We start from the raw sequence: 18,761 nt of genomic DNA on the forward strand, positions 1-18,761 counted from the left end.
TGTCTTGGATGGTTTATTTAGCCATCCTTTCCAGGGACAGCAAGACGCCCAAAAGTTCTGTGGTGGATTATCAATCGTCGGCCGTGGGGTCCAGGTCCGGGAACATCACCTCGGTAAACCCGAACTTGCTGAAATCACTGATACGCGACGGGTACAAGCGCCCGATCAGGTGATCGCACTCATGCTGCACCACCCGCGCATGAAAGCCCGACGCGTAACGCACGATAGGCTCGCCCTTGGGATCGAAGCCTTCGTAGCGGATGTGCTGGTAGCGCTCGACCGCCCCACGCAGGCCCGGCACTGACAGGCAACCTTCGAACCCCTCCTCCATCTGCGGGCCCAGGGGGGTAATCAGCGGGTTGATCAGGATAGTCTGGGGCACGGCCTCGGCGTCGGGGTAACGCTCACTGTGCTCGAAGCCGAAGATCACCAACTGCAGGTCCACGCCGATTTGTGGTGCCGCCAAGCCGACACCGCCGACGCTTTCCATGGTCTGGAACATGTCGTCGATCAATTGCCACAACGCTGGGCTGTCAAACATTTCGGCAGGCACCGACGGGGCAATGCGCAGCAGGCGTTCGTCGCCCATTTTCAGGATGTCGCGGATCATGGTCGGGCTTCATCAGGGTGGGGATGAGGGATGGAATGGTCGCGGCCCAGGCCCGACACATGCTGTTTTTCGTGCTCGCCCGCGCTCTTTTCGCCCGGGTTCTTGCCCTCGGTAGACATGTGTTCGATCACCGCATTCATCTCAGCACCGAGCAGCAGCACTGCCGAAGAAATATAGAAATACAGCAACAACACGATGATCGCACCGATGCTGCCATACATGGCGTTGTAGTTGGCAAAGGTCTTGACGTAAAACGCGAAGCCCAGGGAGGCGATGATCCACACCACCACCGCCAGCACCGACCCCGGTGTGATGAAGCGAAACTCCTGCTTGACGTCGGGCATCACGTAATAGATCAGCGCCACCGCCACCATCAGCAAGATCACGATCACCGGCCAGCGCACGATCGTCCAGAGCGTGACGATGAACTCCTCCAAGCCGACCTGGGCCGCAATCCAGCCCATCACCTGTGGCCCGAGCACCATCAGCGCCGCAGCGGCCAGCAACATGCCGGCGATGCCGACGGTGTAGAAAATCGACAGCGGAAAGCGCTTCCAGGCCGGGCGGCCTTCCACCACATCGTAGGCGGCGTTCATCGCGCTCATCATCAGCCGCACGCCCGCCGAGGCGGTCCATAACGCAATGACGATACCCACCGACAACAACCCGCCCTTGGATTGCTGGAGCTGGTCGATCACCGGGTTGACCTGCTCCAGGGCCTGGGGCGGCAGCACCAACTCCGATTGCAGGCGCAGCCAGGAGAAGAAGTCCGGCAGGTGCAGGAAGCCGATCAATGCGATCAAAAAGAGAATGAAAGGAAACAGCGAAAACAGCATTTGGTACGCCAATGCCGAGGCGTAGGTCGACATCTCGTCGTCGAGAAACTCGGTCACGGTGCGCATCATCACACGATGCAAGGGTAAGCCTTTCAAGGCCGGGAACATCATGTGCGTCTCCTTTCGCCGCAAAAAAAGAGGGGTCGCTTGGCGACACAGGGGCCGTTATCACAACAAAGTAGCCTGTTTGGCGACGTTGGATCAATTTCGTCTTTCATGCCCGACGCAGAATTGACCGACGATTGCCGAGCCAAGTTTCATTGTTCCTACAGGCGGGGCTTTATGTTTGCCTTGCAACCACCGAGAATGCCCCACGTATTCAGGCTGCAACCTGAAGCTTCAACCCCGTAGGAACGTTATGAAACTCGATAAAAAGCAGGCCATCGCCCGCAGAAACCAGGAACTGGGCGGCGCCGTACTGGGCGTCAATAACTGCCACTTCAGCGAATTGAACCGTAACCGCAACATCTTCTGGTTCGATCTCCCAGTGGCGCGCCTGGCCATCGGTCAATACGAATGGATTCACCTGCTGCTGCACACGCCGGCCACCGATGAGCTGCTGCACCTGAAGGTGCCGACCGTGTTCCTGCGCGAGAAAATGGAAGGCTTGGAAGTGCGCAACCAAGGTAAACGCAAGGCAGCCCTGAGCCTGGAACTGAGCGCCGACAAAGACTCCTACCTGCAGGACATGCGGCCGGGTGGCACCAATCTGGATTTTGCGCAGTTCAGGTTGTAACGTGATTCTCTAGGGCAAAGCTTTGGTGTGTATATCCGTTTTTTGCGTAACGGCGGCAACGGATATGTACCCAATCCAGCCCAAAAGAAAACGGCGCTTTCCCTCCCTCGGAAAAGCGCCGTTTCTTTAAGTGAAGAGCATTACCGCATCAGCGGTATTTGTCATTGGCAATGGGCTTACTTCTTCAGCCCCAGTTTCCTAAGTTCTTCATCCCGCAACTCGCGCCGCAGGATCTTGCCCACGTTGGTCGTCGGCAAGGCATCACGGAACTCCACGGCCCTGGGCACTTTGTAGCCGGTGACGTTGGCCCGCATGTGTTCCATCACCTGCTCTTTGGTCAACGTGACACCCGGTCGTGCGACGATGAATATCTTGATCGCCTCACCCGACTTCTCGTCCGGTATGCCGATGGCCGCGCACTGCAGCACGCCCGGCAGGGTTGCCAGCACATCTTCCAGTTCGTTGGGGTACACGTTGAAACCGGAGATCAGGATCATGTCTTTCTTGCGATCGACGATGCGCATGTAGCCGTCCGGCTGGATCAGCGCAATGTCCCCGGTCTTGAGCCAGCCCTCACTGTCGAGGATCTCGTCGGTGGCTTCCTGGCGTTGCCAATAGCCCTTCATGACCTGCGGACCTTTCACACACAATTCGCCGATTTCGCCCAATGGCTGTTCGACGCCCGCGTCATTGATCACCTTGCACAGCGTCGACGGCACCGGAATACCGATGGTACCGACCTGGATGTTCTGGATCGGGTTGACGGTAGCCACCGGGCTGGTTTCAGTCATGCCATAGCCTTCGCAGATCGGGCAGCCGGTTACTGCTTTCCAGCGCTCGGCGGCTGCCAGTTGCAGGGCCATGCCGCCAGACAGGGTGACTTTCAGAGCCGAGAAATCCAGCTTGCGGAAGGCTTCGTTGTTGCACAGGGCCACAAACAGCGTATTGAGGCCGACGAAACCGCTGAACTTCCACTTTGACAGTTCCTTGACCATCGCCGGCAAGTCACGCGGGTTGCTGATCAGGATGTTGTGGTTGCCGATCAGCATCATCGCCATGCAATGAAAGGTGAAGGCATAGATGTGGTACAGCGGCAGCGGCGTGATCAGGACCTCGCAACCTTCATTGAGGTTGGAGCCCATCAGCGCCTTGCACTGCAACATGTTCGCCACCAGGTTGCGATGAGTGAGCATCGCGCCCTTGGCCACGCCAGTGGTGCCGCCGGTGTATTGCAGCACGGCCACATCGTCGCTGGTGGGGTTGGCTTCGCTCACGGGTTGGCCGTGGCCCTTGCTCAGCACGTCGTTGAACTTGACGGCCTTGGGCAAGTGATAGGCCGGGACCATCTTCTTGACGTACTTGATCACGCTGTTGATCAACAGGCGCTTGAGCGGCGGCAGCAGGTCGGCGACTTCGGTGACGATGACGTGCTTGACGCTCGTCTTGGGTACCACGGTCTCGGCCAGGTGCGCCATGTTCGCCAGGCACACCAGCGCCTTGGCTCCGGAGTCGTTGAACTGGTGTTCCATTTCCCGCGCGGTGTACAGCGGGTTGGTGTTAACCACGATCAGCCCGGCGCGGATCGCACCGAACACGGCCACCGGGTACTGGAGAACGTTGGGCAGCTGCACGGCGATTCGATCGCCCGGCTGTAAATCGGTATGCTGTTGCAGGTACGCGGCAAAGGCACCGGACAACTCGTAGAGTTCACCGTAGGTGATCGTCTTGCCGAGGTTGCTGAATGCCGGCTTGTTGGCAAAGCGTTGGCAGGATTGCTTCAACACCGCCTGAATATTCGGATACTCGTCTGGATTGATGTCGGCAGCAATCCCAGCTGGGTACTTATCCTTCCAAAAGTCTTCAATCATGGAAGCCCACTCCTCAGCAACGCGAATTCTCACCGCATTTGATGCGATTATTATTGGTGTGTGTTTATTGGTGAATCTGGCTTGAATCAAGGCCGAGAAGTCACAAAAGCGCGCCGAGAGTAGCAGCTTTGCCAAGGGCCGCCTAGAGCCAAAAGCAGCCCCCACAGTCACAAACATAACTCATGAATATTTCATGGTCATTTTTAGAGTAAAAATTCTAAGCTCCTGCTAAATCCCCCTGAATACACAAACGACCGTGGGAGCGAGCCCACTCGCGATGCGGTGTATCAGCCAACATCGCTGTCACTGGTATACCGCTATCGCGAGCAGGCTCGCTCCCACAGGATGTCTACTGGACTTCTCTAACCTCAGGCGATATCCCGCAGCTCCCGTCGCAGAATCTTGCCCACCGGGGTCATTGGCAACGACTCCCGCAGCACGATGTGCTTGGGGATCTTGTAGCCGGTGAAGTTCTCCTTGCAGTAGGCCTTGAGCTCTTCAAGGCTGACCCCGGTTTCCCGCGCCACCACGAACAGTTTCACCGCCTCCCCCGAACGCTCGTCCGGCACGCCGATCACCGCGCAGTTGGCCACCTTGGGATGGGCCATCACCACGTCTTCGATCTCGTTGGGGTACACATTGAAGCCCGAGACGATGATCATGTCCTTCTTGCGGTCGACGATGCGCACGAAACCGTCCGGATCGATCACTGCGATATCGCCGGACTTGAACCAGCCCTCGTGGTCCAGCACTTCGGCTGTGGCCTCAGGCTTGTTCCAGTAGCCTTTCATGATCTGCGGGCCCTTGATGCACAGCTCGCCGCGCTCGCCGAAGGGCTGCTCGACGCCATCGTCGTTGATCACTTTCATCAGCGTGCCCGGCACCGGCATCCCCACCGTGCCCAACCGGGACTTGCCGCCATAAGGATTGGCACTGGCCACTGGCGAGGTTTCGGTCAGGCCATACCCTTCGGTGATGCCGCAACCGGTGATCTGCTCCCAGCGCTCGGCGGTGGCCTTGATCAGCGCCGTGCCACCCGAGTTGGTGACCTTGAGGTTGGAAAAATCCAGGGTCTTGAAATCCGGATGGTCCATCAATGCCACGAACAATGTGTTGAGCCCCAGCAGCAGCGAGAAACGCCAGTTCTTCAGTTCCTTGATGAAACCACCGATGTCCCGCGGATTGGTGATCAGCACGTTGTGGTTGCCGGTCACCATCATGCACATGCAGTTCGCCGTAAACGCATAGATATGGTAGAGCGGCAACGGCGCGATCATGACCTCCTGGCCTTCGCGCAGCAGTGGATGGCCGTCATCACCGAGCTGTCCCAGGCAGGCCCGGGCCTGTTGCATGTTGGCCACCAGGTTACCGTGGGTCAGCATCGCGCCTTTCGCCAACCCGGTGGTGCCGCCGGTGTATTGCAATACCGCAATATCGTCGAGACTGACTGTCAGCGGCTTGATGCCCTGGCCGTGTCCCAGACGCAAGGTGCTCTTGAAGGAAGTGGCCTGGGGCAGCGAATAGGCCGGGACCATTTTCTTGACCTTGCTCACCACCGTGTTGACCAGCCAGCCCTTGGCGGTGGGCATCAAGTCACCCATCTTCGCTTCGATCAGGTACTGCAGGTCCGTATCGGGCAACACCTCCTGGACTTTCTGCCCGAACATATTCAGGTACACCAGCGCCCGAGCACCGGAGTCCTTGAACTGATGACGCATTTCCCGCACGGTGTACAACGGGTTGGTGTTGACCACGATCAGCCCGGCGCGCAAGGCTCCGAATACGGCGATCGGGTATTGCAGAATGTTAGGCATCTGCACCGCGATTCGATCACCCGGTGCCAGGTCGGTGTGGGCTTGCAGGTAGCCGGCGAAAGCCGCGCTGTAGCGCTCGAGCTCGGCATAGGTGAGGGTCACCCCCATGTTGCTGAACGCCGGACGGTCGGCAAATTTCTTACAGGAACGTTCGAACACCTCGATCACCGACTTGTAGGTCCCCAGATCAACATCCAGGGGCACGCCGGCCGGGCGCTTGTCATTCCAGAAATCAGGTTGCATTGTTTTTGTCCTCTTTACCTGAGCATGTCCGGGCCGCGTCTGTATCGCTTACAGAGGCGGAGCTCTTGGGACACTAGCAGCTATGGCCAATCAGGCAAATATGGCAACCTGCGTCATAGATTGTGTGAATCTTCTTGCCATGGGCGAGACGCAATGGATGCGCTATACAATGCAGCGACGCTGCGTCTGACTTTGTGCAAAGGAATCGCCATGATCCACCAAACGTTCTGGCTGACCGCGACCGACCATAGCCGCCTGCTCGTCAACCAATGGCTGCCTGAAACCGCCCCGTTGGCGGTGATCATGCTGGCCCACGGCATGGCCGAACACAGCGGCCGCTATGCACGCCTGGCCCAGGCGTTGTGCGACGAAGGCTACGGTGTCTGCGCCATGGACTTGCGCGGCCATGGCAAGACGGGCGGGGAAGCGATTCTCGGCCACTTTGCAGACGAGGACGGCTGGGCCAAGGTCGTGGGCGACCTGGCCAGCCTCAACCAGCACATCGGTCAACAACACCCCGAAACCCCCATCGTGTTGCTCGGCCACAGCATGGGCAGCTACATCACCCAGGGTTATTTATTGCATCACAGCGCCAGCCTGCACGGGGCGATTCTCAGCGGCTCGAACTTTCAGCCGGTGACGCTCTACCGCAGCGCTCGCCTGATCGCCCGCTTCGAACGCTGGCGCCAGGGTGCCACCGGGCGCAGCGCATTGATCGAGTGGCTGTCGTTCGGCAGTTTCAACAAGAAATTCAAACCCACGCGTACCCCCTTCGACTGGCTCAGCCGCGACCCGGCCGAAGTCGACCAGTACGTCCACGACCCGCTGTGTGGCTTTCGTTGCTCCAATCAACTGTGGGTCGACCTGCTCGGCGGGTTGCAGCAAATCAGCAAAGCGTCCAATCTCGCCCAGATCGATCCGGGCCTGCCCCTGCTGGTGATGGGTGGCGAATGTGATCCGGTGAGCGAAGGCAAGCGTCTGAAGGATCTGGCCGACGCCTTGCGTGACGCCGGCATCCGGCACCTGCAATTGACGATTTACCCGCAGGCCCGGCACGAACTGTTCAATGAAACCAACCGCGATGAAGTGACCGCCGACGTGCTGGCCTGGATTGCCCAGGCCCTGAGCCGCAAGCGGCCGCCACGCAGCGAGTAGGCTTGCAGCGTTTTTTCCTTTACCCGTCACAGGATTTGAAACAGATGACCCAGGTTACCAACACCCCTTACGAAGCCCTCGAAATCGGCCAGACCGCCAGCTACAGCAAGACCGTCGAAGAGCGTGATATCCAGCTGTTCGCGGCGATGTCGGGCGATCACAACCCGGTGCACCTGGACGCCGAGTTCGCCGCCGCGAGCATGTTCAAGGAGCGCATCGCCCATGGCATGTTCAGCGGTGCGCTGATCAGCGCGGCGGTGGCCTGCGAGTTGCCTGGGCCGGGCACTATCTATATCGGTCAGCAGATGAGCTTCCAGAAACCAGTGAAAATCGGCGACACCCTGACCGTGCGCCTGGAAATCCTGGAAAAACTGCCGAAATTCCGCGTGCGCATCGCCACACGTGTGTTCAACCAGCGCGACGAGCTGGTGGTGGACGGCGAGGCCGAAATCCTCGCACCGCGCAAGCAGCAGACCGTGACCTTGCCGACGTTGCCTACGATTACTGTGGGTTGATTACCGCGCTCTAAAGTGAATGGCATGTGGCAAGCCGCCCGCTCTGTGGAGCAGGGCTTCTGTGGGAGCAAGACTTGCCCGCGATGATGGTGATGCGGTCCTTGAGCAGTAGGCGCTCGTTTCGCGAGCAAGTTTTGCTCCCACAGAGCAGGCGCCTTGCCACAATGGCCATTGTGCAACGAGTTACAGCTGGTCTTCGCGCACCTGCACGCTCGCCGTCATCCCGGCGCTCAAGTTCACCCCCTCCGGCACCTTGTCCAATTTGATCCGCACCGGTATCCGCTGGGCCAGGCGCACCCAGTTGAAGGTCGGCTCGACCTCCGCCAGCAACTGCGCATCGGGGTTGGTGTTGCGGTCGGTAATGCCACGACTGATGCTCTCGACATGCCCTTGCAGGGCATGGCCGGCGCTCATCAGCCAGATTTTGACCGGGTCACCGACGCGGATCCTCGGCAACTTGGTTTCTTCGAAATAGGCCTGCACATAGAACGTCGAGTCGTCGATCAGCGCCATCACCGGCTGCCCGGCATTCACGTAGTTGCCTTCGGCCAGGCGCAGGTTGGTGATGTGACCGTTGCGTGGAGCCAGGACCTGGCTGCGCGCCAGGTTGAGCTCGGCCACCTTGGCCTCGGCCTGGGCTTCACGCAGTTCGCCTCGAGCGATGCCGGCGTTGATCTGGGCGTTTTCCCGCAGTTCGGCACTGATGGCCTGGGGCCCAAGGGCGGCGCGGCGGGTGGCTTCGTGTTCGCGCAGGCTCAGTTGCTGCTGGCGCGTCTGGACCACGGCCCGAGCCTTCTCCACCGCCGCCTCGAAACGCTCACGGTCGATATTCAACAACACATCGCCGGCTTTGACCTGCTGGTTATCCACCGCCTTGAGCTCGCGCACCCAACCCGACACGTCGGGTGCAATCACCACCACGTCGGCGCGGATCCGCGCATCGCGGGTCCAGGGTGTGAGCATGTAGTACTGCCACAAGTGAAACCCGGCGAAGATCGCCACGGCCACCATGCACAGCGTGACGGCGACACGTACGGATGTACGCATGTTCAACTCCTATAGCGGCCCGAGGACCACGGTAATAACGGTCAGGACACAGACATACAGGGCGCAGTCGAACAAGGCCTCATGCCAGATCCAGCGCCCGGCCGGCACCAGGCTGAGCAACAGGCGCAACGCACCGGTCACCAGCAACGCCAGCACCACATAAATCAGGAACGGGCTAAGCAACACCCCGCCAATCGACCACTCACGCAAGCCCATGGCTGTGCTCCCGTCGTTCAGGTTCGTGCTGGTGGCACCAGGCGCGCCAGCTGTTTTGCAATTGCACCACCGCGCCCAGGGCCAGCTTCAGTGCGTCACCGGGCGGCTGCGTCGACAATACGTTCAGGAACTCGGCGCTTGCCGGGGCCAGCGCATCGGCCCGGTCACCGGCCGGGCCGTGCTCAAGCACCTGCTCCAGCGCTTCGAAATACCGGCGCTGCGCCCGGGTATCGGGCACCTGGGCGACGGCCAGGCTCAGGCGCAAATGCAACAGTTCATCGCCAATGTCCAGGCCCAGCAAACCATCGTCCCAGCGGCTACGCGCCTGCACCGGCAATTCGGGGTAATGCCGCGCCAACTGCAACAGCCGGTCGGCCATGCGCCCGCCGAACCAGCTTTCAGCGCCACGCAGGCTGCGATGGGTCAGGCGCACCAGATCGTGGAGGGTCGCGGACAGCAGGCGGCGGCTGTGCCAGGCCGGGTTACGCAAAACCAGCAGATTGAAGGCCAGCACCGCCGCGCCCACACCAATCATCATGGCCTGGGCGTTGTTGAAGAACGCCGCGACGTCGTACTTCATGGCATTGAGCGGTGAAATCAACACCACGAAATGCAGGCAGAACGACGTCGCCGTGGCGAAAATCTGCGGCTTGGCCATACCCAGCGCGCCGAAAAACAACGGCACGCCCATGGCCATGCCGAGCATCGCGAAACTGCTCCATTGCGGGAGTACGAGCTCACCAATCACGAACGCCGTTGGCACGGCCAACAGGATGCCGCGCAGAAAACTCATGCCGATCTGCGCGCCGTTTTCGCGACTGGCGAACAGGCTGCACACCACGCACGTCAACAGCATCGCGCCCGATGCGGCGGGCCAGGCGGTCGCCAGCCAGAAACCGGCAACGACCAAAAACGCCAGGGCGCTGCGAGCGCCGAAGACCATGGCCAGGGACAGATCACGATGAGGCGCCAGGGTTCGCGGTGGATCCGCCGCTTCCCTGCCCTCCTGCACCGCCGTCAAAGCCGCGCAAGCGGCCAGGGCGGTGTCGAGCAACAAGGCAAACCGCGCCAGGCAGTAACTTTGTGCCGAGCTGATCTGCGGGTCATGAGACGCATCCCACACCCGGGGGCGCAAGGCTTGCAGGGTCGCATCGTCGGCGTCGAGGGCTTGCTGCACCTCGTTCATCCACGGCCGGAGGGCCTTGGCCTCCTCGGGGTCGAGTTGTTTCCACTGCCGACGCACCGAGCGCGAAAGGCGCAGCAGCATCAGCAATTTCTGACTCAAGCCGCTGATAGCTCGGGCTCGCTGTCGGCCACGGCTGCCTTCGAACCAGGCATGTTCACGCTGGGCATCCACCGCGACGATCCTGCCCAGAATTTCCAGCAACCCTTTACGGGCCTGGGCATCGCCAGCCAGGGTCGCACGGGCGGCCTGCATGCCGCTCTGCCAGGCAGCAAATGCCTGACCGGCCAATTGCCGCTCGACCCGCAACGGCCAGAGCAAGGCACTGGCCGCCGTGGCGCAGACGATGCCCAGGCTGATCTCGGTGCAGCGCGCCACCGCTTGGTCGAATATACCCAGCGGGTGGGAAATGGCTGGCAAGGCAATGATCGCCACCGTGTAGCCGGCCAACACGAATGAATACGACCAGGCACTGCGCAGCAGCGTCGAACAGGCTGTGCACAACCCCAGCCAGAGCGCCAAGGCTAGCAGGAACAACCAGGGCGCCTGGGCAAACAGGCCCATGAACACCACCGACATGACGGTGCCCACCAACGTGCCAAGCAATCGCGCCAGCCCCTTCTGCACCACCATCCCGGACAGTGGCTGGGCGACGATGATCGCAGTCATCAGCGCCCATGACGGCTGCTCCAACCCCCAGCGCAGCGCCAGCCACAACGCCAGCCCAGCGCCAAGCACCGTCTTGATGGCGAACTGCAAAGCGAGACGGTCAGGGGCAAACAAGGCCTGGAAGGTTATGGGCACGCGAAAAACTCTTTGGGGGACGCCAGTAACAATAGATGCAATGCAGGGATAGGCGACGCAATTATTAGCTAGCTATCTATTAGAGTCCAGAGTTGTTTGTCGCCCAATCATGCGAACGCTTTGGCGGTCGCAGATTGCTCCCGCTAGAACCTGTAGGAGCTGGCGAAGCCTGCGATCTTTTGATCTTTTGATCTTTTGATCTTTTGATCTTTTGATCTTTCGCTTGAGATTCAAGTGTCTGGGGAAGATCGCAGCCTCGTTTCACTCGACAGCTCCTACACAGCGCCTACACAGCGCCTATGGGCCCAGCGAGGTGATCTCTGTCGACAAAAAAACGCCAGGCATGCTGGCGTTTTTTTTGGCGTTGACCGCGTGCTTAACTGTTGGCGCGCGTCTGGTTACGCAGTGCCTTGACCTGGTCATGGTTGCGTTGCACACCGTGGTACTGACGCTCAACCAGATCACGAATACCCACCAGGTTGTTCTTGCTGATTTTCTCCAGCGCTTCGTTGTAGGCCTTGAGCGCATGGTCTTCGCCGCGCTCGGCTTCGTTGAGCACCGCTTCTTCATCCTGGCCGGTGAACATGGATTTCACGTCCACCCAACGACGGTGCAGGTCACCGGCGACGCTGGTGGAAGTTTCCGGATCGCCGCCCAACGAGCGAACCGCCGCTTGCAGCTCGGCCGCAGCGGTCGCGCAATCGGCAGCACGTTGAACGAACAACGCCTTGAGCTCTGGGTGCTTGATGTCTTCAGCACAGGTCTTGAAGCCTTGCTGACCATCTTTGCTGATCTCAATCAGGTCGTTCAAGACGGAGATGGCTTCTTTGTTGGTGTCAGTCATTTTTCAGCTCCTTTGCTGGGGGAATAAAAAACCTGCAAGGGATATTGCATCGGCCATGCCAGTCAAATAACTCAGTTAATTTTCTTTAAAATCAGCAAGTTAATGAAATCTCAGAAAACTGTATCCGCGTTATTTGCATGATCTGTCATTTGGCCTGCATGCAGAATGCCTGTATTTTCGAGGCAGATTTGAATCAAGACGATTGCCATGAACCCGGAAAAGCTCGAATTGCTCATCACGCGTCAAATGCCGTTCGGCAAATACAAGGGTCGAATCCTGGCTGACCTGCCCGGTCAATACCTGAACTGGTTCGCCCGCGAGGGTTTTCCTCACGGCGAACTGGGTGGCTTGCTGGCACTGATGCAGGAAATCGATCATAACGGGCTGTCGGACCTGCTCGATCCATTGCGTGCCAAATATGGCAGACCCAAGCCTCGCCCCTGAGCAATTGAGCCCCCGCCATGCCAGAAAACACGCTACGCGCCCACGATGAAGCTTTCTGGCAGACGTTTGCCGGCCGCTACGACGTCGATCCCGACGGCCCGCTCAACCTGGAAAACGGCTACTTCGCACGTATGTCCCGCACCGTGGTGGAGGAGTACCAGCGCAACATCGAATTCATCAACCAAGGCAACTCGGTGTATGTGCGCCAGCATTTCGACCGTGAACACGGCGAAGCCATTCGTCGACAGGTGGCCCGGCTGATCCACGCTTCACCCCAAAGCGTGGGGTTGGCCGGCAGCGCGGTGGATGCCTTGCAGACGCTGATTCGCAACTACAACGGCCTCAAGCCAGGCGATCAAGTGCTGATCTGTGATCTGGAATACGCCTCGGTCAAAAGCGCGATGCGCTGGCTGGCCCGCCAGCGGGGCGTGGAGGTGATCGAAATCGTCCACCAGCACCCGGCCAGTTTCGAAAGCCTGGTGGGCACTTATCGCGAAGCGTTCATTCGCTACCCTCGCCTCAAGTTGATGATGCTGACCTACGTCAACCACCTCACCGGGCTGGTGATGCCGGTCCAGGCCATTGCCGAGAATGCCCGCGAGTTTGTCGTCGACATCATCCTCGACGGTGCCCACGCCCTGGGCCAGATCGATTTCGACCTGAAGAAGCTCGGGATCGAATTTGCCGGATTCAACCTGCAGAAGTGGATCGGCGGGCCCCTCTCCCAGGGCTTCCTGTACATCGCCCCGCAGCGGTTGGCCGACATCGACCCGGACATGGACGAAGACAGCTACCCCGTCACCGACATCCGCTCGCGCACGCCCCACAGCACGCCCAATATCCCTGCCTTGCTCACGCTGCCGCTGGTCTTCGAAGAACACCAGGCTCTGGGTGGCGCTTCGGCCAAAGGCGCGCGTCTCTGTTACCTGCGTGACCTGTGGGTGAGGGCCGTGCGCGATGTGCCGGGTATCGAAGTCATGACCCCGGATGACGGGCGTCTCTATTGCGCAATCACCGCGATGCGCTTCACCGCCCATACAGACCAGCAGGCAATGGCCGATCGATTGCTCAATGACTATGGGATCTTCACCGTGGTACGCAACACGAGCGTTGGGCCATGCATCCGCATCACACCCGGCCTGGTCACCCTGGCGAGCGACATTCAGCGGTTGACCCGAGCGCTGATCGAACTGAGCAGTACCTAGATCCCTTGCTCCCGCTGGGCCCTGTAGGAACTGGCGAAGGCTCGGGCCGCGTTCGGACGATCTTTTGATCTTGATCTTGATCTTTCGCTCTCGACTCAATTGTCAGTGGAAAGATCGCAGCCTCGTTGCACTCGTCAGCTCCTACACAGCTCCTATACGCAGCCCAGCGGGAGCAAGCTCGCCACAAGAATTTTGTACTGCCATAAAAAACCGGGCAAAAAAAAACGGCGCGCCGACCAAGCGCACCGTAAAACCGTAGAACACCCAACGAGGTTCGGTAAAACAATCAGTCCAGCAGTGCCAAGGCCTCGGCGGTGCATTCCTGAATGCGGGCCCAGTCGCCGTTCTTGATCCACTCAGGATCAAGCATCCAGCTTCCGCCCACGCACATCACGTTTTTCAACGCCATGTAGCTCTTGATGTTGGCCGGGCTCACGCCGCCAGTCGGGCAGAATTTCACTTCGCCGAACGGGCCACCCAAGGCCTTGATGGCCGCGACGCCGCCGCTGACTTCAGCCGGAAACAGTTTGAAGCGGCGATAGCCCAGGCCGTAGCCTTCCATGATGCCCGAGGCGTTGCTGATGCCGGGCAGTAACGGGATAGAGCTGTAGACGCTGGCCTCGAGCAGATCACGGGTGATGCCCGGGGTGACGATGAACTGCGAACCGGCAGCCTCGGCGGCGTCCAGCATCTGGCGGTCGAGCACCGTGCCGGCACCGGTCACCAATTCAGGACGCTGCTCGCGCAGCACCTGGATAGCCTTGAGGCCGTATTGGGAACGCAGTGTCACTTCCAGCGCCGTCAGGCCACCGGCAGCCAGGGCATCGGCCAGCGGCAGGATGTCCTGTTCACGGGCGATGGTGATCACTGGCAGAATCCGCGCCTTGGCGCAGAGGCTGTCGATCAGGGCAACTTTGTCCGCCATGGAAACGGTCGGGGATGGGTTTGTCATAGCGGCTGATCCTTGGTTCATGGGCACCAGTAAATCTCTAACGTAGGTTGCAAAAACGCGCGGATCGGCATTTCGGCGACATCGTCTCCCGCCACCGCAGCGTTCAGGGTGGTCAATTTCGACTGACCGGAAATCGACAGCACTTTGTGTTGCGCCGAAGCCAGCAAGGCACGGCTCATGGTCAAGCGCTGGTGCGGCACGGTCGGCGCCAGCATCGGCCAGCAACGACGTGTGCCGTTAGCGTCCAGGGCCTGGGCCAGGTTCGGGCTGTCAGGGAACAGCGAGGCGGTGTGCCCATCATCGCCCATGCCCAATACCAGCACATCGATCAGCGGCAGCTCGGCCAGCAGACGATCGGCCTGCTCGGCAGCTGCTTCCAGGTTGGCGCTGGCGCTGTAGAGGCTCAGGAACTGGGCCTTGGCCGCCGCGCCTTGCAGCAGGTAACGCTTGAGCAGGCCGGCGTTGCTGTCGGCGTGCTCAACCGGTACCCAGCGCTCATCGGCCAGGCTGACCACCACGTTGGACCAGTCCAGCGCCTGCTTGGCCAGGTGCTGGAAAAACGCCACCGGGCTGCGGCCACCGGAGACCACCAGGGTCGCCGCACCGCGCGTCTCGATTGCATTGCGCAACTGCTCGGCCACTTTCAGCGCCAGGCCTTCGGCCAGCACCACCGGGTTCTTGAACTCATGGGCGCTAACGCCCTGCGGCAGTTTCACTTCAGATATCGCCATACCATGACCTCCCATCCCGCGTGATCAGTGCAATGGAGCTCATCGGCCCCCAGGACCCGGCCGCATACGGCTTGGGCGCATCGCCGGATTTCTTCCACCCGGCGATCAACTGGTCACACCACGTCCACGCGGCTTCAATTTCATCTTTACGGACAAACAGGTTCTGATTGCCGTTCATGACCTCCAGCAACAACCGCTCGTAGGCATCGGGAATACGTGCGCTGCGATAGGTATCGGAGAAGTTGAGTTGCAACGGACCGCTGCGCAATTGCATGCCCTTGTCCAGGCCCTGCTCCTTGGTCATCACCCGCAAGGAAATCCCTTCGTCCGGTTGCAGGCGGATGATCAGCTTGTTGCTGATCTGCAAACGCTGCTCGGGCGCGAAGATGTAGTGGGACGGCTCCTTGAAGTGAATGACGATCTGCGACAGCTTTTGCGGCATGCGCTTGCCGGTACGCAGGTAAAACGGCACCCCGGCCCAACGCCAGTTGCGAATGTCGGCACGCAGGGCGACGAACGTCTCGGTGTCGCTCTGGGTATTGGAGTTGGGTTCTTCGAGATAGCCAGGCACTGCCTTGCCCTCGCTGTGGCCGGCGATGTATTGGCCGCGCACCACCTGGGTGGTCAGGCCTTCCGGGCTGATCGGCGCCAGGGCCTTGAGCACCTTGACCTTCTCGTCACGGATGCTGTCGGCGGACAAATCAGCCGGTGGGTCCATGGCGATCAGGCACAGCAACTGCAACAGGTGGTTCTGGATCATGTCCCGCAGTTGGCCAGCCTTGTCGAAATAACCCCAGCGGCCTTCGATACCGACCTTCTCGGCCACGGTGATTTCCACGTGGGAAATGTAGTTCTGGTTCCACTGGGTTTCGAACAGGCTGTTGGCGAACCGCAGCGCGATCAGGTTCTGGACGGTCTCTTTACCCAGGTAATGGTCGATGCGATAGGTACGGTTTTCCGGGAAGAACTGTGCCACGGCGTCGTTGACCTTGCGCGAAGACTCCAGGTCCGAGCCGATGGGCTTCTCCAGCACGACACGGGTGTTCTCGCTCAAACCAACCTTCGCCAGGTTCTCGCAGATCGCCCCATACACCGCCGCTGGGGTGGCGAAATAGGCAATGACCTGCTGGGCCGAACCGGCTGCTTCGGCCAAGGCGACGTAATCGTCGGCCTTGAGGAAATCCACGTGCAGGTAGGTCAATCGTGCCAGGAAGCGCTCGAGTACGGCTTCGTCCAGGTCTTTTTCACCGACGTAGCGACGCAGTTCGGCGGCGATGAATGCCAAGTGCGGCTGCTCGCTGCCGGGTTCACGGGCCAGCGCGATGATCCGCGTGTCCTCGTGCAACAATTGGGCGCCATCAAGCTGATACAGGGCAGGAAAGAGCTTGCGCAAGGCCAGATCGCCCAACGCGCCAAATAGGGCAAAGGTGCACGGTTCAACCGTAATCGAAGGCATGATGTTTGTTCTTTTATCAAGTTAAACTACAAATACCTTTTTTCAAGGCATCACTCAAGGAAAAATGTAGTAATAACCACAACATTTTTCGAAAATACCGATTCCGAGTGGTGGTCCGTCGGAGCCATCAGTAGGATAGGCCACCGCAAAGGGTCGTATCAAAGACCCGTCTTCCTAGGAATCTTGTATGGACCGCGTGCGAAATTTACTGGAACAGATCCAGAGTCGCCTTGAAGACCTGAACAAGGCCGAACGCAAGGTGGCCGAGATCATCCTGCTCAACCCGCAGCAGGCGACCCGCTTCAGCATCGCCGCCCTCGCCCAGGCGGCTTCGGTCAGTGAACCGACCGTCAACCGTTTTTGCCGTTCGTTCGGCGTCAGCGGTTACCCGGAACTCAAGTTGCAACTGGCCCAAAGCCTGGCCAGCGGCGCTGCGTATGTGAGCCGTGCGGTGGAGGCCGACGACGACCCGGAAGCCTACACCCGGAAAATCTTTGGCAGTGCCATTGCCTCATTGGACAGCGCCTGCCAGGCCCTTGATCCCAATTTGATCAGTCGCGCCGTAGACCTGCTGATCCAGGCCCGGCAAATCCACTTCTTCGGCCTCGGCGCCTCCGCCCCGGTGGCGCTGGATGCCCAACACAAGTTTTTCCGCTTCAACCTGGCGGTAACCGCGCACGCCGACGTACTGATGCAGCGCATGATCGCGTCGGTGGCCCATACCGGTGAACTGTTCGTGATCATTTCCTACACCGGCCGCACCCGCGAACTGGTGGAAGTGGCGCGCATCGCCCGGGAAAACGGCGCATCGGTGCTGGGCTTGACTGCCGAAAACTCGCCACTGGCCAAGGCCAGCACCCTGAGCCTGAACATTCCACTGCCCGAAGACACTGATATCTATATGCCGATGACCTCACGGATCATCCAGCTCACCGTACTGGATGTGCTGGCCACCGGCATGACCCTGCGTCGGGGCGTGGACTTCCAGCCGCACCTGCGCAAGATCAAGGAAAGTTTGAACGCCAGCCGGTATCCGGTGGGGGATGAGTTCAACTGATCCGATTCAGGGTTTTCGGCGCCCGATAACCCCTCTTCGCGAGCAAGCCAGCTCCCACAGGGTTTTTGTGAACACCCAAGATCCATTGTGAGGGCGGGCTTGCTCGCGAAAGGGCCAGCCGCCACACCCCACATCCTGAATCAAGCCCCCACTCGCGCCTGCAAACTCAGATGCGCCCGCTCCCCCGGTGCCAGGCACAGGCTGTCGGTGCCGCCACTGGCCGCTTCGACGCAGACGAATTCGCAGACCTCATCCCAACTCACCCCCAGCAACGGCCGCGCACCGGGATGCCAGACCACGGTGTCGGCGCTGGCGCCGGTGTCGATGCACAACTCACGCTGCCAAGCGTGGTCCTTGAGCTGCAACTCTCCCTCATGCTGGAACACTCGCTGGCAACCACCCTCGACCCGTAACTCGCCTTCCTGCTGGCAAATCGCACGGTTCAACTGGTCATAGCCTTGGGCGCCTTCGAGGCCAGACAGCGCTACCTCGCCGACATCACCAATACGCCAATAGGCGTGCAGCGCCTGGCTCAACTGGCACGGCAGGCTGTCCTGATGCTCGGTGCTCAAGCGCAGCTCCATGCGCTCACCCAGGTCTGCATGCAGGTCCACTTGCCAGTCGCACAACTGCAGTTGCCAGTGCAAATGCACACCGTCTTCATCGCTGCGGCTGTCGAGCAGTTTCCAGTCGATCAACCGCGCCCAACCGTGGGACGGCCAGGCGTTTTCACTGGGATGACGGCCATACCAAGGCCAGCACACCGGCACCCCGCCGCGTATCGCACCGACTTGCGGCCACTTGGCTGCACACCACAACCAGGGCTTCTGGCCTTTGGGCTGAAAATGTAGCAACTGTGCGCCCTGACGACTGAACACCGCTTGGCACAACGGGTGATCGATCAGCAACACATCGCGCTGCTGATAGCGCTCCCACGCGAACACCGGGCGCTCGCGCAAGGATCTGAAAAAGCGTTGTAGCGGATGCTCATGCATGGGCCGCGGTCCTGGAAATCATTGAATACCCAACTTTGGACGACACTTCT

18 protein-coding genes are annotated in these 18,761 nt (G+C 60.0%); 6 read left to right on the forward strand and 12 right to left on the reverse strand.

Going from position 1 to position 18,761, the window contains the following annotated elements:
* Positions 1-70: 70 nt before the first annotated feature.
* Together def and AACY42_RS02115 are read right to left on the reverse strand one after the other, a co-directional pair.
* Positions 71-610, reverse strand: a complete 540-nt coding sequence (gene def, locus AACY42_RS02110; RefSeq protein ID WP_339475917.1) for a peptide deformylase — start codon at positions 608-610, stop codon at positions 71-73.
* Positions 607-1,557 (reverse strand): YihY/virulence factor BrkB family protein, encoded by a 951-nt coding sequence (locus AACY42_RS02115; RefSeq protein WP_057448927.1) that lies wholly within the window; start codon positions 1,555-1,557, stop codon positions 607-609. Before AACY42_RS02115 ends, def begins: the two co-directional genes overlap by 4 nt.
* Before the next feature lie 247 nt (positions 1,558-1,804).
* Here AACY42_RS02115 and AACY42_RS02120 point away from each other — a divergent pair, with 247 nt between their 5' ends.
* Positions 1,805-2,182 carry a hypothetical protein gene (locus AACY42_RS02120; protein WP_339475923.1) on the forward strand — a complete coding sequence of 126 codons (378 nt, stop codon included), beginning with the start codon at positions 1,805-1,807 and terminating at the stop codon, positions 2,180-2,182.
* Between the two features lie 176 nt (positions 2,183-2,358).
* On the opposite strand, the gene fadD1 is transcribed toward AACY42_RS02120, so the two are convergent.
* Both fadD1 and fadD2 read right to left on the reverse strand, forming a co-directional pair.
* Positions 2,359-4,050: a long-chain-fatty-acid--CoA ligase FadD1 gene (fadD1, locus tag AACY42_RS02125; RefSeq protein ID WP_339475926.1), complete on the reverse strand. Its 1,692-nt coding sequence runs from the start codon at positions 4,048-4,050 to the stop codon at positions 2,359-2,361.
* A gap of 368 nt (positions 4,051-4,418) precedes the next feature.
* On the reverse strand, positions 4,419-6,107 hold the full coding sequence (gene fadD2, locus AACY42_RS02130) for a long-chain-fatty-acid--CoA ligase FadD2 (protein ID WP_339475929.1): 1,689 nt from the start codon (positions 6,105-6,107) through the stop codon (positions 4,419-4,421).
* Between the two features lie 210 nt (positions 6,108-6,317).
* Here fadD2 and AACY42_RS02135 point away from each other — a divergent pair, with 210 nt between their 5' ends.
* Positions 6,318-7,262: an alpha/beta hydrolase gene (locus AACY42_RS02135; RefSeq protein ID WP_339475931.1), complete on the forward strand. Its 945-nt coding sequence runs from the start codon at positions 6,318-6,320 to the stop codon at positions 7,260-7,262.
* A gap of 44 nt (positions 7,263-7,306) precedes the next feature.
* The gene (locus AACY42_RS02140) at positions 7,307-7,777 is read left to right on the forward strand and encodes a MaoC family dehydratase (RefSeq protein ID WP_072342114.1); all 471 of its coding nucleotides are present in this window, start codon (positions 7,307-7,309) and stop codon (positions 7,775-7,777) included.
* 183 nt (positions 7,778-7,960) lie between these two features.
* Here AACY42_RS02140 and AACY42_RS02145 read toward each other — a convergent pair whose 3' ends face one another.
* The 4 genes from AACY42_RS02145 to AACY42_RS02160 all read right to left on the reverse strand — a co-directional run bounded on the left by AACY42_RS02145 (position 7,961) and on the right by AACY42_RS02160 (position 11,871).
* Positions 7,961-8,824, reverse strand: coding sequence for an HlyD family secretion protein (locus AACY42_RS02145; RefSeq protein ID WP_339475937.1), 864 nt, complete (start codon positions 8,822-8,824; stop codon positions 7,961-7,963).
* 9 nt (positions 8,825-8,833) lie between these two features.
* Positions 8,834-9,040 (reverse strand): DUF1656 domain-containing protein, encoded by a 207-nt coding sequence (locus AACY42_RS02150; protein ID WP_003198565.1) that lies wholly within the window; start codon positions 9,038-9,040, stop codon positions 8,834-8,836.
* Positions 9,027-11,027 (reverse strand): FUSC family protein, encoded by a 2,001-nt coding sequence (locus AACY42_RS02155; protein ID WP_339475938.1) that lies wholly within the window; start codon positions 11,025-11,027, stop codon positions 9,027-9,029. The genes AACY42_RS02150 and AACY42_RS02155 overlap by 14 nt, the downstream gene beginning before the upstream one ends.
* A 376-nt stretch (positions 11,028-11,403) precedes the next feature.
* A complete protein-coding gene (locus AACY42_RS02160) occupies positions 11,404-11,871 on the reverse strand; it encodes a PA2169 family four-helix-bundle protein (RefSeq protein ID WP_339475940.1) in 468 nt (155 codons plus the stop codon).
* A gap of 207 nt (positions 11,872-12,078) precedes the next feature.
* On the opposite strand from AACY42_RS02160, the gene AACY42_RS02165 reads away from it, so the two are divergent.
* Complete coding sequence (locus tag AACY42_RS02165; protein WP_339475943.1) at positions 12,079-12,315, forward strand: DUF3820 family protein; 237 nt, start codon at positions 12,079-12,081, stop codon at positions 12,313-12,315.
* A gap of 17 nt (positions 12,316-12,332) precedes the next feature.
* A complete protein-coding gene (locus AACY42_RS02170) occupies positions 12,333-13,520 on the forward strand; it encodes an aminotransferase class V-fold PLP-dependent enzyme (protein ID WP_339475945.1) in 1,188 nt (395 codons plus the stop codon).
* Between the two features lie 286 nt (positions 13,521-13,806).
* Here AACY42_RS02170 and AACY42_RS02175 read toward each other — a convergent pair whose 3' ends face one another.
* From AACY42_RS02175 to zwf, 3 genes are read right to left on the reverse strand one after another with little or no spacing between them, the layout of a single operon-like run.
* Positions 13,807-14,472 (reverse strand): bifunctional 4-hydroxy-2-oxoglutarate aldolase/2-dehydro-3-deoxy-phosphogluconate aldolase, encoded by a 666-nt coding sequence (locus AACY42_RS02175; RefSeq protein ID WP_339475947.1) that lies wholly within the window; start codon positions 14,470-14,472, stop codon positions 13,807-13,809.
* A 17-nt stretch (positions 14,473-14,489) separates the two neighbouring features.
* Complete coding sequence (pgl, locus tag AACY42_RS02180; RefSeq protein ID WP_339475949.1) at positions 14,490-15,203, reverse strand: 6-phosphogluconolactonase; 714 nt, start codon at positions 15,201-15,203, stop codon at positions 14,490-14,492.
* On the reverse strand, positions 15,190-16,659 hold the full coding sequence (zwf, locus tag AACY42_RS02185) for a glucose-6-phosphate dehydrogenase (RefSeq protein ID WP_339475951.1): 1,470 nt from the start codon (positions 16,657-16,659) through the stop codon (positions 15,190-15,192). The genes pgl and zwf overlap by 14 nt, the downstream gene beginning before the upstream one ends.
* A gap of 196 nt (positions 16,660-16,855) precedes the next feature.
* On the opposite strand from zwf, the gene AACY42_RS02190 reads away from it, so the two are divergent.
* Positions 16,856-17,716 (forward strand): MurR/RpiR family transcriptional regulator, encoded by an 861-nt coding sequence (locus AACY42_RS02190; RefSeq protein ID WP_339476465.1) that lies wholly within the window; start codon positions 16,856-16,858, stop codon positions 17,714-17,716.
* 140 nt (positions 17,717-17,856) lie between these two features.
* Here the strand turns inward: AACY42_RS02190 and AACY42_RS02195 are convergent, their stop codons facing one another.
* Complete coding sequence (locus tag AACY42_RS02195) at positions 17,857-18,711, reverse strand: D-hexose-6-phosphate mutarotase (protein ID WP_339475954.1); 855 nt, start codon at positions 18,709-18,711, stop codon at positions 17,857-17,859.
* Between the last annotated feature and the right edge of the window lie 50 nt (positions 18,712-18,761).

The organism is Pseudomonas sp. RL_5y_Pfl2_73 (assembly GCF_963970515.1).
GTDB lineage: Bacteria > Pseudomonadota > Gammaproteobacteria > Pseudomonadales > Pseudomonadaceae > Aquipseudomonas.